At 27.6% G+C, this 15,408-nt stretch carries 16 protein-coding genes and 1 tRNA gene; 2 read left to right on the top strand and 15 right to left on the bottom strand.

The window, feature by feature from the left end; all coding sequences use genetic code 11:
* Window positions 1-227: 227 nt before the first annotated feature.
* From MKD41_RS07635 to MKD41_RS07610, 6 genes are all read right to left on the bottom strand, one after another.
* The gene (locus MKD41_RS07635) at window positions 228-1,091 is read right to left on the bottom strand and encodes an RteC domain-containing protein (protein WP_240244836.1); all 864 of its coding nucleotides are present in this window, start codon (window positions 1,089-1,091) and stop codon (window positions 228-230) included.
* A gap of 92 nt (window positions 1,092-1,183) precedes the next feature.
* On the bottom strand, window positions 1,184-2,443 hold the full coding sequence (locus MKD41_RS07630) for a site-specific integrase (RefSeq protein ID WP_240244835.1): 1,260 nt from the start codon (window positions 2,441-2,443) through the stop codon (window positions 1,184-1,186).
* A gap of 221 nt (window positions 2,444-2,664) precedes the next feature.
* Window positions 2,665-2,738 (bottom strand) — tRNA-Arg (locus MKD41_RS07625).
* Between the two features lie 35 nt (window positions 2,739-2,773).
* Window positions 2,774-2,923, bottom strand: coding sequence for an SsrA-binding protein (locus MKD41_RS07620; protein WP_240244834.1), 150 nt, complete (start codon window positions 2,921-2,923; stop codon window positions 2,774-2,776).
* 532 nt (window positions 2,924-3,455) lie between these two features.
* On the bottom strand, window positions 3,456-5,399 hold the full coding sequence (locus MKD41_RS07615; protein ID WP_240244833.1) for a M56 family metallopeptidase: 1,944 nt from the start codon (window positions 5,397-5,399) through the stop codon (window positions 3,456-3,458).
* Window positions 5,399-5,758: a BlaI/MecI/CopY family transcriptional regulator gene (locus MKD41_RS07610; RefSeq protein ID WP_240244832.1), complete on the bottom strand. Its 360-nt coding sequence runs from the start codon at window positions 5,756-5,758 to the stop codon at window positions 5,399-5,401. Before MKD41_RS07610 ends, MKD41_RS07615 begins: the two co-directional genes overlap by 1 nt.
* A gap of 148 nt (window positions 5,759-5,906) precedes the next feature.
* Between MKD41_RS07610 and MKD41_RS07605 the strand changes: the two genes are divergently transcribed.
* Window positions 5,907-6,842: a calcium/sodium antiporter gene (locus MKD41_RS07605; protein ID WP_240244831.1), complete on the top strand. Its 936-nt coding sequence runs from the start codon at window positions 5,907-5,909 to the stop codon at window positions 6,840-6,842.
* A gap of 102 nt (window positions 6,843-6,944) precedes the next feature.
* On the opposite strand, the gene MKD41_RS07600 is transcribed toward MKD41_RS07605, so the two are convergent.
* The 5 genes from MKD41_RS07600 to MKD41_RS07580 all read right to left on the bottom strand — a co-directional run bounded on the left by MKD41_RS07600 (window position 6,945) and on the right by MKD41_RS07580 (window position 10,436).
* On the bottom strand, window positions 6,945-7,865 hold the full coding sequence (locus MKD41_RS07600; RefSeq protein WP_240244830.1) for an aldose 1-epimerase: 921 nt from the start codon (window positions 7,863-7,865) through the stop codon (window positions 6,945-6,947).
* Window positions 7,858-8,034: an Arc family DNA binding domain-containing protein gene (locus tag MKD41_RS07595; RefSeq protein ID WP_240244829.1), complete on the bottom strand. Its 177-nt coding sequence runs from the start codon at window positions 8,032-8,034 to the stop codon at window positions 7,858-7,860. The genes MKD41_RS07600 and MKD41_RS07595 overlap by 8 nt, the downstream gene beginning before the upstream one ends.
* Before the next feature lie 3 nt (window positions 8,035-8,037).
* A complete protein-coding gene (locus tag MKD41_RS07590) occupies window positions 8,038-8,985 on the bottom strand; it encodes an alpha/beta hydrolase family protein (protein ID WP_240244828.1) in 948 nt (315 codons plus the stop codon).
* A complete protein-coding gene (locus MKD41_RS07585; RefSeq protein WP_240244827.1) occupies window positions 8,975-9,487 on the bottom strand; it encodes a hypothetical protein in 513 nt (170 codons plus the stop codon). The genes MKD41_RS07590 and MKD41_RS07585 overlap by 11 nt, the downstream gene beginning before the upstream one ends.
* 88 nt (window positions 9,488-9,575) lie before the next feature.
* Window positions 9,576-10,436, bottom strand: a complete 861-nt coding sequence (locus tag MKD41_RS07580) for an SPFH domain-containing protein (RefSeq protein WP_240244826.1) — start codon at window positions 10,434-10,436, stop codon at window positions 9,576-9,578.
* 110 nt (window positions 10,437-10,546) lie between these two features.
* On the opposite strand from MKD41_RS07580, the gene MKD41_RS07575 reads away from it, so the two are divergent.
* Entirely contained in the window at window positions 10,547-11,335 is a 789-nt protein-coding gene (locus MKD41_RS07575) for a S1/P1 nuclease (RefSeq protein ID WP_371824290.1), read from the top strand.
* 30 nt (window positions 11,336-11,365) lie between these two features.
* Here the strand turns inward: MKD41_RS07575 and MKD41_RS07570 are convergent, their stop codons facing one another.
* The 4 genes from MKD41_RS07570 to htpG form a co-directional block, all read right to left on the bottom strand.
* Complete coding sequence (locus tag MKD41_RS07570) at window positions 11,366-12,196, bottom strand: RluA family pseudouridine synthase (RefSeq protein ID WP_256451683.1); 831 nt, start codon at window positions 12,194-12,196, stop codon at window positions 11,366-11,368.
* A 98-nt stretch (window positions 12,197-12,294) separates the two neighbouring features.
* A complete protein-coding gene (locus MKD41_RS07565; RefSeq protein WP_240244825.1) occupies window positions 12,295-12,678 on the bottom strand; it encodes an NUDIX hydrolase in 384 nt (127 codons plus the stop codon).
* 7 nt (window positions 12,679-12,685) lie between these two features.
* Complete coding sequence (locus tag MKD41_RS07560) at window positions 12,686-13,369, bottom strand: hypothetical protein (RefSeq protein WP_240244824.1); 684 nt, start codon at window positions 13,367-13,369, stop codon at window positions 12,686-12,688.
* A 146-nt stretch (window positions 13,370-13,515) separates the two neighbouring features.
* A complete protein-coding gene (gene htpG / locus MKD41_RS07555) occupies window positions 13,516-15,405 on the bottom strand; it encodes a molecular chaperone HtpG (RefSeq protein WP_240244823.1) in 1,890 nt (629 codons plus the stop codon).
* Between the last annotated feature and the right edge of the window lie 3 nt (window positions 15,406-15,408).

Genomic DNA, 15,408 nt, shown 5'->3' with positions numbered 1-15,408 from the left:
AGTTTTTATTAAGTAATAAAAAAAGGAGTATCAAAACAAGCTATCATCCTGATATTGTGATGCTTATTTTTCACTTTTTTTTATGGATTTTTTTAAAAAATGATTTTTAATATTTTTTTTAAAATACACTCTTGAAATAAAGGTAATATTCTGTTTATTTTTAGGGTATATTTTTTTAACAGTAATAATTACTAATAAAAAAATAAATATAACATACTGCAGTATAGTTATTTACCTTTCTTTAAAAAATTATTAATTTCATTTGATAGTGAAGTTTTCAATCTATCGATAAATTTTATTGGATTGCCTTTTCTAGTTGTTATTTGATCTACTATTTGATAAATATTACCCGGATCTACTCCAAAATTATTAATGCAAATTTCTTTTATTTCTTTTAAACTTAAATTACCATTGCCTATTGAACCTTCTGCATTTGATGCAAATAATAATTCTACTAATTCTGTTTTAGTACCTGTCCAAGGAATTTTAATACTTTGCACTTCTTGTATTAATGGTTTAGAATTTTTCTTTTTATTAATCTCTAATTCATTTGTGAAAAACTGACAGAGTAAATCATTTTTAACAATCATAGCTACAAGATGATCTCTAGATGTACAAAAATCTGGGTCCTCGAAAATATTTGGATTATTGAGTGGTGTGTCTTCAATTAATAATTCAAGTTGATTAGGTATTCTAAGAAAATACAAGTTGTCTTTATATGATTTTTCTAATTTTATATAATTTCTAAATCCATTGTATTTGCAATTTTCATTTGAAATCTCACTTAATTTAAGGTTTATATATTTTCGGATTTTTGATTTTTCACCTGCAGGCTTACCTAAATAATAATCGTTTAAAGCAAGATAAAATTTAAGTCTCCCCTTAATATAGGGTTTTTGATTTTTAAAAAAGGTTATTTCTGATTTTTGAGAAGAGAAACCTTTTTGTTTTACTTCTTTGCGAAGTACAACTAAACAATTTTGATTTATTTTGATTTTTAAATTTAAACTATTTAATAGATTTAGATTTGATTTATCAATTTCATTAATAGACGCATCGAATTGTTCGATAATTTTTACAATTTTTGACATAATGAGGGGAATTATAACTCTTTTCCAATGCTTAAAAATAACAAAAAGTTCCTAAACTCCTGATTCAATAGTTATTAAATAGTAACCCCTAATTAATTTACAGCTTTATTTTCATTTTTTTTAGTTTTATTTTTATCTAAAATTGCTTTTAAAGCATTCATGTCTTCACTTACTTTTCGTTCAATTACCCTTGCGTAAATTTGCGTAGTAGCGATTTTTGTGTGTCCTAATAATTTTGATACGGTTTCTATTGGAACTCCGTTTGTTAAAGTTACGGTTGTTGCAAATGTATGCCGTGCCATATGGAATGTTAGGTTCTTTTTGATGCCACAGGCAAGTGCAACTTCTTTTAAATAGAAATTTAGTTTTTCATTGGTTATAATAGGCAATAATGATTCACTTACTTGTGTGATAGGATGGTTTTTATATTTATTGATTATTGCTTGTGCTTTTTCTAGTAAGGGGATTTTTACGGGTGTTTTCGTTTTTTGACGTTTGGTTATAATCCAGTTGTTTCTATCAATTCCTAAATGAATATTTTCTTTAGTTAATTGCATAATGTCTATATAGCTTATACCGGTATAACAGCTAAAAACAAATAAATCTCGTACTCTATCAAGTCTTTCAATAGGGAAGTGGTAGTTTTCAATATTTGATAATTCATTTGCAGATAAAAATTGACGTTCTGTTTTTTTAAATGTTGGTTTCCATCTAATAAAAGGATCTTTTTGTAACCATTCTAAATGGTAAGCTAAGGTGACCATTTTACGTAGTCTTTGAATGTGTTTCATTACCGTATTTTGGCCCATTGCTTTTGGATGACCTTCTGGCCAATAGCTGTGAAGGAAATTTTCAAAATCACATATAAACTTATAATCTAGCTCCTTTAAATATATATCATTTGTTCTTCTTTTTTGGTCTAGAAACTTTGAAATATAATTTTCTGTGATTCCGTAGTTTCTTATCGAACCAGGGGCTAGCACGTTTTTAATTTTATTGGAATGATAATCAATCAAATTTTGAAGGGTTTTATGATTTTCTCCTTCGCCTAGATAGGTTGATTTGATTAGCTGGGCTGTAATAAATTTTTCTTGATTGACTAAATCAATATGAATTTTATGCAGTTTGGCTTTTACTTGTTCGATATATTGATTTTCTTTTCGGGCATTTGCACTGTTTCCTTTTAATCTAGATTTTGATTTGTCCCAAGATTTAATATTAACTTTTCTTTTTAAACTAATATTTGCACGTTTTTGGTTCACAGTAATTCTTGCAAATAAATCAGCTTCATTGTTTTTGGCACGTGAAGCATTAATCCAAATAAGGATTGAAAAGGTGGTTGATGTTTTCATAGTTGTTGTCTTTTTTAAAGTTATACTTTGTTTAAGACGAAAGTCAAATCAACTATGGTTTTGGTCATCTGGTCAACAATGTTGACCGCATAATATTTTGTTGACCGATTTGTTGACCAAATATATGAAATTAAATCAAATTATATGTTGTTCAAAAAATAAAAAATCCTTGTAAACCATAAGATTTACAAGGATTTAGGGTTAAAAGCACTAAGCTTTAGTGACCTCGACAGGATTCAAACCTGTAACCTTCTGAGCCGTAATCAGATGCGCTATTCAGTTGCGCCACGAGGCCGTTTTGCGGGTGCAAATATAATACTTTTTAATTATTTACAAACTATTTTTTGTAACAAAATATCTCCAACCAATAATTGCTAACTGCCATTTCTTTGCTTTTGCCACATCTAGACCTGTTTTAGCAAGGCTTGGCAATACAATTTTATTGATTTTTGCAACAAATTTAAAGAGTTGTTTTTTCATATTGTAAATGTACATAAAAAACAAATCCCACAGAAGTGTGGGAAAGTTTCTTAGCTTATTTTAAACAAATGCTATTAAATACATTGGTGTAATTAGTGTTTTATAAGTTTAATAAATAGTTAATAATTGTTAGTATTAACGTTGTAAGAAATGCGAAAATTGATAACATATGGGTTAGTTTTAAAGGTTAATAAATAGTATTTGAATTAATTCTTAAAAGAAGATATGAAGAATTAAAAGCTATTTGCAATAATTTTAATTGCTATTTATATGATTACCTTTCATTTATCAATTAAAAAATACTTTTAATTTATTGTTTTTATTTTAATACTATAACTAAGTTGTTAAGTGTAATTAAATTAATTTTTTTATTTAAAATATGTAAGTATTTAAAGGGTGTTTTTTACGCTTTTTTAAAATGTTAAGGAGTTTTTATGTTTAAAAGTAGTATAAAATATAATTTGCATTTTTTTGAATAAAAAAAACCTCTTTTTTAATTTAAAAAAGAGGTTGATAAAATTTTATTTAATTATTATTCTTTTAATGTTATTTCTATAACTCCATTTTCACCTCTCTCACCATATTTTTTAGTGGCATTTACATTTTTAATAACATTCATAGATTTAATTGTATCTGGATCTAGATCTTTCATTTCTTCTGTAGATATTTCTTTGCCGTTAACTAATACCAATGGTTTATTATCATCAGCAATTCTATTTAAATTTGTTGAAATTTCTTTTTCATCAGTATTAATTAGAACTCTGTAATTTTCTTTTGTTGTTATTTCTATCACTCCGTTTTTAGCTTTTTCACCATACTTTTTAATTGCAGAATCATCTTTTAGAACAGAAATTGATTTGATATTGTCTGGTGATATTTTTTCAATATTTTCATAAGAAGTTTCTTTACCATTAACAAATACTTTTGGTTTTTCTTTTTCATTAATTATTGAGCTTTCGTTATTGATAGTGTAGGTTTTAATTTTATGTCCTTTTGCATCATCACTTTCAATAATATAAGTATTTTCACTAGCATTAATTTTATCCAGATCAATTTTAGTTTCTTCACCTTCATCAGAAATAAAGATTGTATTAGTAACTTTTATTGTATTTTTTTTATCTGAATCTTCTGTTTCAGTTACTTCAACCTCTATATTATTATCATCAATTTTATTTATTATAAATTTATTATTCTCAACTATTAAAGTGTCGCTATTTATTTTTGAAGTGTTTAAGTTATTTGATATTTTAATTTTCTCATGAATCTTTTTGTGTTTCTCATGAATTCTTTTGTTTTTTGAGTAAGCACTTTCTGGATCTTCATTACTGGCATCTCCAATATTTATTTTATCAATTTCTGAATTATAAGTTATAATTATAGGAGAAATAGGCTTGTCGCTTTTTCTTACAAAAACTGTAGAATTAGATTTGTATTTTGAAGTTATTTTAATAGAAGTAATTTCATTTTCTTTATTTCGTTTTATGCTTTTAAAAGAAATATCAGCATCAAATTCTTTTTTGAAAAAAGAAGCTTCTTCTTTTAATGTTTTACTGTCAGTATCTTTATCTAATTTTAATTTTACTTCCAGTTTATCTATATTTTCAATTTCTGTTAGTTTTTTCTCTTGCGCTACGGTTTTAGTATTAAATGTAGCAATAAATGCAATTATTACCGGAATTAACAATGCATATTTCCATTGGTTTAATTTTTTTGAAGGTGTTTTATGTAACATCATAATGCGTTTTTTTATTAATGAATTGTAAAAATTATTGGTTAAGGCTGTGTAATAAGTATTTCCACTTGTTTTAAGAAGTGTATGTTGGTAAAGTTCTATGTTTTTTGAGGTCTGAATAGCTTGCTTGTCTGCTAAAAATTCTAAGTTTTGTAATACAATTTTTTTATAAAGCCATGCAAATGGATTGAACCATAAAAGTATTACAACTAAATGCGTTAAAATGGTGTCTAAGCTGTGTAGTTGATTTACATGAACTTTTTCATGGTTGATAATTTGTTCTAATTCTTGTTGATTGTAACTAGTTGGATTGTAAACAATATAGTTGAAAAAAGAAAAAGGGCTAATGTCTCTTTCAGTTTTTACATAATAGAAATTATTTTGTTTAGAAACTTCATTCTTATAAATTAAATAAAGTAATGAAACTATTTGAATTATAAATTTGATGCTAAAAAATAATACTCCAATTGCATAAATAATTGGAGTTATTAATAACCAATTAAAACTTTCTTCTTCTGGAGAATTTACAATATTTACTGTAGTAGCTATGTTTGTTGTGTTAAAATTATTGATAGCTTGTTCTACATAGATTGGAATTTCTATAAAAGGAATTGCTAAAGAGCATAAAAGTCCTAACAAAAAATAATGACGAATTGATTTATAAAAAGTATCATTTTTTAAAAATACAATATAAAATAGAAATAGAGTGGTTATTAATCCGCTTGCTTTAAGTAAAAATTCCATTATTTTTTGTTTTCAATTAGTTTAATAATTTCTCGCAATTCATCCGTGCTAATTTTTTCTTCTTTTGCAAAAAATGATACCACATTTTTATAAGAATTTTCAAAATAATTTTGAATAGCATTTGAAAAGTAGCCTTTTCTGTAGTCTTCTTTTGAAATTATAGGATAGTAGCGGTGCGTATTTCCAAAAGCTTCATGTTTTATAAAACCTTTATCCTCCATTTTTCTAATAACTGTAGAAACGGTGTTGTAATGTGGTTTAGGTTTAGGTAATTCGGCAACAACTTCTTTAACAAAAGCTTTTTTTAACTTCCACAAAACCTGCATTATTTCTTCTTCTTTATTGGTGAGTTTTTCCATATTTTTTGAAATTATAAGTCAAATATAAACTATTTATTTAGTTGTACAACTAAATAAATAGTTATTTAACTAAATTTTAAGTTGTTCAAATTTTAAAACTTCATTCTTTACGATTTTATTTCTGTTATATTTGCACAAAATATTTTTTATGAATTTACTGTTTATTGTTGTTGGATTGGTGATATTAATATTGGGAGGAAATTGGTTGTTAAAAGCTGCAGTTGGGTTTTCTTTACGTTTAGAAATACCAAAGATTGTAATTGGTATGACGGTAGTTTCCTTTGCAACTTCTGCTCCAGAGTTAATTGTGAGTGTAAAATCGGCTTTAGATGGTTACGCAGATTTAGCACTTGGAAATGTTATTGGTTCTAATATTGCAAATTTAGGATTGGTTTTAGCAATCACTATTTTAATTTCAACAATTAGTGTTGAAAAAAGTTTTTATAAAACAGATTGGCCTGTAATGATGCTTTCTTCATTATTACTTTATGGCTTTATAGCTTTTGATGGTGTTTTGGTAAGATATGAAGGAATTATATTATTTTTAATGCTTGTAGTTTTTTTATTTTATTTATTAAAATTTCAAAAACCTGCTGTTATTGAAGATTTACCAGATGATAATGAGGAATTGCCGCTTTACAAAGATGTGTTATTTTTAGTAATTGGTGGTGTTGCACTTTGGGGAGGCTCAGAATTGTTAATTGATGGTGCTGTTGGTTTAGCAACTAAATTTAATGTTAGTGAGCGTGTTATTGGTGTTACAATTGTTTCGGTTGGTACAAGTATACCTGAATTAGCTGCTTCAGTTATTGCTATACTAAAAAAGGAAAAAGCAATTTCTTTAGGAAATTTAATTGGTTCTAATGTGTTTAATATTTTAGCTGTTTTAGGAATAACTTCTATAATTACTCCAGTTACCGTAAAAGATCAAGGTTTGTTAACTAGCGATATTTATTGGATGCTTGGTGTGTCACTTTTAGTACTTCCATTGGTTTTTGCACCTGTAAAAATGAAATTGAGTTGGAAAGAAGGTCTTATCTTAATTGCTTTATATGGCGGTTTTATTTATAAAATGATAGCTTAATTACTTAGTTAAGTTGTTAAGCCTAACAGGCTTTTAAAACCTGTTAGGTTTGAAAAATATTATTTTAACAATTTTAATAGTTATATTTGAGAAGATGTTTATTTAAATAGAATAGTTTAAATCTACTGTCCAAGTATATTTTTGATCAGCTTCTAAAGTAAGTAAGCCATTTTTATTGTTAAAACTATTTGGAGCGCAAGTCATTGGTTCAATGGCAATACAATCTCTAGTATCTGGTGTATATACTTGTAAAAAACTAGTTGGTTTCTTTGATGAGAAATCTATAGCTATATTGTATGCGTCTGTTTTTAATGAAGTGCTAGATTTTTCTGTAATAAAACAGTCGTCCAAAAATGTATCTTCAATAAGTAGTGGAGTTTCAAATTTTAGAGGTGTTTCATCTGTTGGAATCATATTTTTATCCACTAAATATTGAGTTTTTGCTTCAAAATCTAATGTGCTTTCTTTTAAATTAGAAACTTTAAAATATGGGTGCCACCCAAAACCAAACGGAAAGGCTGTTTTTCCTTCGTTTAATACTTCAAAATTTAGGTTTACATTGTCTTTTGTAAATGTGTATGTAAGTTCTAAATTATATGGAAATGGAAAGCCAGCAATATCTCCGTTGTACTTATAGTTGAAGACTATTTTAGCGTTTTTTTCAGTAACAATTTGTTCTTTTATGCTAAAACTTTGGTTAAATACTAAACCGTGTAGTCTATTGTTTAGAGCGATTTCATTGATTTCTAGGCTGTAATTTTTATTTTCAAATTGATAAGTTCCATTTGTAATTCTATTTGGAAATGGAAATAATATTGCTGAATTATATTTGCTTTTATAGGTTTCTAATCCGTTAGAATCAGGTGAAATTCCATCTATTAATTCAATATTATTACAATTTAATTTTTGTAATGAAGCGCCTAAATTAGGAAAAATACTACTTTCAAAATTAAGAGCTTTGTTAGAGACTATAACTTCATTTAGAAGTGGGTTTTCGTTTTTTGTGACTGTAATTTTATACATTATTTTTGTTATTATTGTTTTTCGGAATTCGTTTAGCGTCTTTTAGGCATTTATTTAACATCCATTCTAGCTGTCCGTTTGTAGAACGAAATTCATCTGCTGCCCATTTTTCAATTGCTTTGAGTATATCTTCATTTATTCTTAGCGCAAATGCTTTTTTCTTAGACATAATTTATTTTAAATCTTTTGCAAAGGTGCTTATTTTATCTGAAAAATTTAGCATAATTGGTAATTTAGAATCGTTATAAGATTGCATATTTTCATTTAAATCTCCTTTTATTTCTTTAAAAATATGGTTCATATTTTCAACAATAAATAATTCAGATTTTGGAGCAGCCTTGTGTAATAGTTCTGCATCTACAATTTTTACTTGTATGTCTTTAGAACCATTAATTATTAATATTGGAATAGCTAATTTTGCTATTTCTTCTTGTGGATTGTATTGCATCCAAGACATTAAAAAAGGTTGTATTTGTTTGTTGAAAAGTGAAATTAACATAGGGTTAAATTTGTCAACAGTATTGCCTTTTTTTAGTTCAATTACAATTTTTTGAGTTTCATCTTTTAAAAAGGGAGCTTGTAACTCTATTTGCTCTACTAAAACTTCATCAATGCTTCTTCCAGCACCTTCTATAGAGATAAATCCGTCAACTTTATTTTGTGAAGCTATCATGCCAACTAAACTTCCTTGGCTATGGCCAGCAACTATTATTTTTGAATACATTTCAGTGTTTTTAAAATAATCTATTACTCTTTTAGCTTCATAAATAAAAGTATCAAAAGTTAGAGTGTCTATTTTTTCTATTTCTTCTTTTGTATAAGAAAGTGCACTTTTATCATATCTATACGTTGCAATACTTTTTGCGGTTAATGCTTCTGCTAAAAATTTTAATGAATTATTTTTCATCATTGCATTGTTGCCATCTCTATCTGTTGGTCCAGATCCTGGAATTATTATCACCAGAGGTTTTTTTTCTGAAGTGTTTGGTGTTAGTAATGTGCCATTAATTGTTACAGAGTTAGTAGGTATGCTAACTTCTAATTCTGTGTAGTTTTTTTCTTGCGCAACTGTTAAAACAGAGATGAAAAAGATTAAAAATGTTGTAATTTTATAAGTCATTAGTTTCTAATTTATGTTTATATACAGTTAAAGCGCGTTCTAATTCTTCTTTTTTTTGAGTTCCGATAAGTATTTTTTTTCCATTTTTAAGTACTAATTGTAAACCAATAGAACCTCTTGTTGTATAAGAATTCCCTATATTTTTTTTAAAACTACTCTTTAATCCCCAACCGCCATATTCTAAAATAGGGCTGTATTCTCTTATGTAGCATTTTGAAATAGAAGACCATGGTATGTATTTAAAAGAGCGGTGAAAAGGGTAAAATTTATACTTAATGCCATATTCATCAATTTTGGTTTCTAGTTTAAGTAAAGTGAAAAGTACAATTACTAAAAGTATAATTATGAGTCCCATAATTGCTGCAATTTGCTCTCCTAGGCTTTCATTAGCAAATCTTTTCCATTCGTATATTATTGAAGCAACAACAATTATTAGACAGAGAGATATTCCTATATAGACGAAGGATTGATTGAATTTTTGTTTTTCGGTAAAGACTTTCATACTTTAAATTAATTTAGGATTTCAAGTTTTTAAGGTACTGAAATAAATTTAAAAATTTTAATCAAAATCTATTTTTGTAGTACTTGTTTTAATGGTTTAAAGTTCCTGTATTTACAATAGGAGTAGTGTCTTTGTCTGAGCAAAGTACAACCATTAAATTACTTACCATGGCAGCCTTTCTTTCTTCATCTAATTCAACAATTTTATTTTCATTTAATTTATCTAAAGCCATTTCTACCATGCTAACTGCACCTTCAACAATTTTATGTCTAGCTGAAATAATTGCAGTTGCTTGTTGGCGTTTTAACATGGCACTTGCAATTTCTTGCGCATAGGCTAAATAACCAATTCGTGCTTCTAAAACTTCTATTCCAGCCATGTTTAAACGTTCAGAAAGTTCTTTTTCTAAAGCTTCACTAACTTCATTTACACTTGCTCTTAAAGTAATTTCTTCAGTTTTTCCATCATCTTCAAAATTATCATATGGGTATAAACTTGCTAATTTTCTTACTGCAGCATCAGATTGTACGCGCACAAAATTTTCATAATTATCAACTTCAAATGCGGCTTTATAAGTGTCTTTTACTTTCCAAACAGCAATGGTACTAATCATAATTGGGTTTCCAAGTTTATCATTTACTTTAACACGTTCGCTATCAAAATTACTGGCTCTTAAAGAGATGGTTCTTTGTTTGTATAATGGATTTGCCCAAAAAAAACCATTTTCTTTAATAGTGCCAATGTATTTACCAAAGAGCAATAATACTTTTGATGTATTTGGATTTACAAGTATAAACCCTGGAATAATTGCAATTATTAAAAGAATTGAAGAAATTATAAAATAGGGGTTGCTTTGTAAGATACCTATTACAAATAAGGTAACAAGTATAACTAACAGCAGTAGCATAAAATAACCGCTAGAGATTTTTTTTGTTTTTTCGAGTGTCATTGTTTTGCGTTTAAAATGATATTAAAATAATATCATAAAGATATATTATTTTTTTTAATATTTAAAAGTTTTAAACAAACAATTATTTTTATATTTGAAAAAAAATAATAATGAAAATAATGAGATTTAGTTTTCTACTAATTGTATTTTTATTTGGTTCTTTAAATGTAAATGCTTTAAATCCTATTTGGGGTGCAACTGGCCATAGAACTATTGGAGAAATAGCTGAAAGTTATTTAAAACCAAAAACAAAACGAAAAATTGCAGAATTGCTAAATGGAGAAAGCTTGGCATTGGTTTCAACTTTTGGAGATGATATAAAATCTGATAAGAAGTATGATAAGTTTAATTCTTGGCATTATATAAATATGCCTTTAGATGTTAAATATGAAGATTCTGAAAAAAATCCAGATGGAGATGTGGTGTCTGGAATATTAAAATGCAAAGAAGTACTTTTAGATGATGCATCTAGTAAAGAAGATAAGGTGTTTTATTTAAAAATGTTAGTGCATCTTATTGGTGATTTACACCAGCCAATGCACGTTGGTAAATCAGAAGACAAAGGAGGAAATACAATACAAGTACGATGGTTTCATGAAGGAACAAATCTTCATAAGCTTTGGGATTCTGGTATGATTAACCAATATAATATGACTTACACAGAATTGGCTAAAAATGCGAATAAAATTTCAAAAGAACAACTAAAATATTTGCAAAAAGGAACTGTTGTAGATTGGGCAAATGAAACTCAGCAACAAGCAATTAAAGTCTACGCTTCTGTTAAACCTGGAGATAAATTAGGTTATAGATATATGTATGATTATTTTGATTTAGCTAGAAATCAGTTACAAGTTGCTGGAATTAGATTGGCTAAAACTTTAAACGATTTGTTTGCATAATAAAGTCATACAAGTTTAATTTAATGTTAGTTAAAGTTTAGGGGTGTTGTAACTTTTCCAACGCCTTTCTTCTCTAGTTAATATTGAAGTGAATTTTTGAGGTAAATTTATTTTTATTGTTGTTTGTAGTTTAGTTGAAGGGTGTATAAAAGTAATTTTAGATGCACATAAAAACAATCCTTTTCCTTTGTGAATAGTTGCTGGATTTCCATATAACTTATCTCCTAAAATGGGATTTCCAATACTAGCCATATGTATTCTTATTTGATGTGTTCTTCCTGTTTTTGGAAACGCTTTTATAGCTGTTAGTGTTTTGAATTTTAGAGAATTAACGGTGTTTGTTGCTTCAAAATTAGTTATTGAAGGTTTTTCTTCTATTGGTGTGTTTATGGTTTTACTTGTAGATGTTTTACCAATAACAATAGCGTTGTATTGTTTTTTTATTGTTTGATTTTTAAATTGTTTTCCAAGTTCTATTTGGGCAGTTTTGGTTTTTGCTATTAACAAAATACCAGAGGTTTGGTTATCTAATCTATGTATAGGGGTTGGAATTGTAAGCGTATCTAACTGTGTGCTTTTTCTGAGATTATAAAGTAATGCATTTGCAATAGTTTTAAACTTATTACCGCTAACAGTAATTCCTGCAGGCTTATTTATTACAGCAATATGTTCGTCTTCAAAAACAATTTCTAAATTAAATTTATATACTTTTGGTTGCTTATTTGGGTCTTCAATTAATTTTATAACTTGACCAAAACTTATCCATGTTGCAGTTTTTGCAATCTCATTGTCAACTAAAACCCTACCTTTTTTTATAGCTTTTTTTACACCACTATTTGAAGGAATGTAAGCATTAAAAATTTTTGGAGCGTACTCTTGTAATCTTACTTTTTCAATTCCTTTTGGAACACTATGCGAATGTAATATTTTGATAACTTTAGGTTTTAGTTTGTTGTTGTTTAAAGCAATTTTTGTTGACGAAGTGTTTCTAAAATTTCTTTATAATCAAAAGATAAATCAAGTTTTATGGCTTCGGAAAATGTAAACCAATTATAGTCAGCAACTTCTTCTTGTTGAATTTTAATTTTACCAGACCAATTTCCTAAAATTCGATAGAATTTTTTGCCTTGCCAAACACCTGTTTTAATAATTTTTGTGGGTGTAAAATCTAAATTACACTCTTCTTTTACTTCTCTAATTACATTTTGTTCCGCGGTTTCGCCTTTTTCAGCCCTTCCGCCCGGACATCCCCAAAATCCAGGGTATCTTTCTGTATAATTAGAGCGTTTAAGTAATAGTATTTTTTTATTGTCTAAAATAATTCCTGAAGCAGCTAATATCATAATTTTATTAGTAATAAAGTACTCCTAAAGTAGCGTTTTCCCCTGTTGCAAGTGCCCATTCTTTTGAAGAGATTAAGTTCCCATTTGCATCATATAAATTTAATTCAGCAGTGTTTGGGCCGGAGAAACCTTGATTTATAGCTTGAAAATCGACTCTATTATAGCCTTCTTCTAAATTGATATAATATACGTAATAACTACCTTTAAGTCCAATATTATCACTAACAAGTTGTTCATTTACATAAATTCTAATTCTATCTCCGTCTACGTAACTATAATCTCTGCATTCAACTTTAACTCTTTTTGTGGTGCTTTTTACAGTTCCTAGGCTGTAAGCGCTACTAAGTTTTTTATGGGTAACATCTTTGTTGTTAAAATATTTTTTACCAATAATATCTTTATCTTCAGGTAAGTTTTCCATTAAAAAATTAGAATTGTTATTGGGTTTAGCAGAATTTAATTGCTTGTTAATTGCTGTAGTGTTTAACTGCTTATTTAAATTAAAATCTATTTGATTATTTGGACTTACTTTAGAACCAAAGGATTTTGCTCTTAATTGATTTGTGCTTTTAGTTGTATTAATTTCATTATTAAAGTCTTTAATTTTTGTAGTATCAGCTTGCGCAAAAGTTGTATTAATTGCTGCATTTATAAATAAAAGACTGAAAAATATTTTTAATGAAACCTTCATTGTTAGATTTTAAATTACATAATAGCAAAAAAAATGCCAATTACTTTAAATTTAGTTGTATTAAACACAAAAATAATAAAAATAGCCTCAATTGTAGTTGAGGCTATTTATTAAATCTATGTTAAAGTGTTTATTCTTAGAGGTTTTTACTTTACCATTTGAAAACTACGCTTTATAAATTGGGTAAGTTCTTCACCTTTTAAAAGGTTTTGTGAAAGTCTTGCCAAGTCAAAAGCTTGTTGAATAAGACGTTCTTGTTTCTTTTTGGTTTTTGTATTTAAAATTTCACTTACCAACTCATTATTAGTATTTACAACTAAGTTGTACATTTCAGGGAAATTTCCCATTCCCATCATCCCACCACCTCCGGTAGCTTGCATTTCTTTCATTCTACGCATAAACTCTGGTTGCGTAATCATAAAAGGATTTGCATTAGAATCCATAGCTTCTAATTGTACAGTATAAGTTTCTTTTGGAATTGCACCTTCAATAATAGGTTTTAAGGTTTCTTTTTCTTCGTCAGAAAGCTTACTTATTATATTTTCATCTTTTTTTATTAAGTTGTCTATATGATCACCGTCAACTCTGGTAAATTGGATATTTTCTTTGCTTCCTTCTAATTTTTGAATTAAATGCGAAACAATTGGTGAGTCTAATAATAGTACTTGGTATCCTTTTTCTTTTGCAGCATCTATGTAACTATGTTGTTCTTTAACATCTGAAGCATAAAGGATAATTGTTTTATCATCTTTATCTGTTTGCGCAGGTTTAATTTTTTCAATTAATTCTTCAAAAGTAAAGTACTCTTTATCTACTGTTGGATACAATGCAAATTTGTCAGATTTTTCGAAGAATTTTTCTTCAGAAAGCATTCCGTATTCAATAATAACTTTAATATCATCCCATTTTTCTTCAAAAGCTTTTCTGTCATTTTTAAATAAGCTAATTAGTTTATCTGCAACTTTACGTGTAATATAGCTTGAGATTTTTTTAACCGCACCATCTGCTTGTAAGTAAGAACGTGAAACGTTTAAAGGAATGTCTGGAGAATCTATTACTCCACGTAACATTTGTAAAAAGTCAGGAACAATTCCTTCTACATTATCGGTTACAAATACTTGATTTTGGTATAGTTGTATTTTATCTTTTGTAGGATCTACACTTTTATTTAATTTAGGGAAGTATAAAATACCTGTTAAATTAAATGGGTAATCTACATTTAAATGTATGTTAAATAAAGGTTCTTCAAATTGCATTGGATACAATTCTCTGTAGAAAGCTTTGTAATCCTCATCTTTTAATTCACTAGGACTTTTTGTCCAAGCAGGAGTAGGGTTGTTTACAATATTATCTACTGTAATTGTTTCTGGTTTTGCATCTTTATCAGCATCTTCAGGTAGAGGTAAATTTTCTTCACGCGTTCCAAATTTAATTGGAATAGGCATAAATTTATTATACTTATTTAAAAGTTCGTTTATTTTACTTTCTTCTAAAAATTCTAAAGAATCTTCATCTATATGAAGTACAATTTCTGTTCCTCTATCTGTTTTGTCTGTTTCTTCTAAAGTGTATTTTGGGCTTCCATCACATTCCCATCGTACAGCTTTAGAGCCTTCTACAAAAGATTTAGTAAATATTTCAACTCTTTCTGCTACCATAAAAGAAGAATAGAAACCTAAACCAAAATGACCAATAATACCAGAATCTTCAACTTTGTCTTTGTATTTTTCAACAAATTCTTCTGCACCAGAAAAAGCGACTTGGTTAATGTATTTTTCAACTTCTTCACCTGTCATACCAATTCCTTGGTCAATAATTCTAATTTCCTTTTTTTCTTTATCAACTTTTATTTCAAGGATTGGATTTCCAATATCTCCTTTAATTTCACCTAAGGTAGATAAGTGTTTTAATTTTAAAGTTGCATCTGTTGCATTTGAAATTAATTCACGTAAAAATATTTCGTGATCCGAATACAAGAATTTTTTAATAATAGGAAAAATATTCTCCGCAGTTACATTAATATTTCCAGTTGCCATATT

Origin of the sequence: Lutibacter sp. A64, assembly GCF_022429565.1 — a bacterium.
Classification (GTDB): Bacteria; Bacteroidota; Bacteroidia; order Flavobacteriales; family Flavobacteriaceae; genus Lutibacter.
The sequence above is the reverse complement of the archived record's forward strand: the minus strand, read 5'-3'. Positions and strand labels throughout refer to the sequence as shown.